This window comes from Vibrio sp. 10N.222.55.C6, from assembly GCF_041473395.1.
Taxonomy (GTDB): domain Bacteria; phylum Pseudomonadota; class Gammaproteobacteria; order Enterobacterales; family Vibrionaceae; genus Vibrio; species Vibrio crassostreae_C.
Map to the genome: position 1 here is coordinate 1 of NZ_JBFRSD010001065.1, position 227 is coordinate 227.

Consider the following 227-nt stretch of genomic DNA (forward strand, 5'->3'; position numbering starts at 1 on the left):
ATGAAATCCCCATACCAAGTACCAAACGAAGCGCTGATGCATTTTGCCGCTAAGCTCGGTGGTATTGACAAGATTGTAGTGGGTTTTGATGATGGTCGTTCTTACACTTCTCGTCCTTCAGAGTCTTTCCCAAACGGTGTTGGAATCAAAGAAAAATACAACCCAACGACTCGTCCTTGGTATCAACAAGCGAAATTGAAATCAGGTTTATCTTTTAGTGATCTGTT

At 41.9% G+C, this 227-nt stretch carries 1 pseudogene; it reads left to right on the plus strand.

From position 1 onward, the window contains the following. Positions 1-227, plus strand: a pseudogene (locus AB4486_RS27565) (PDC sensor domain-containing protein); the annotation flags it as partial.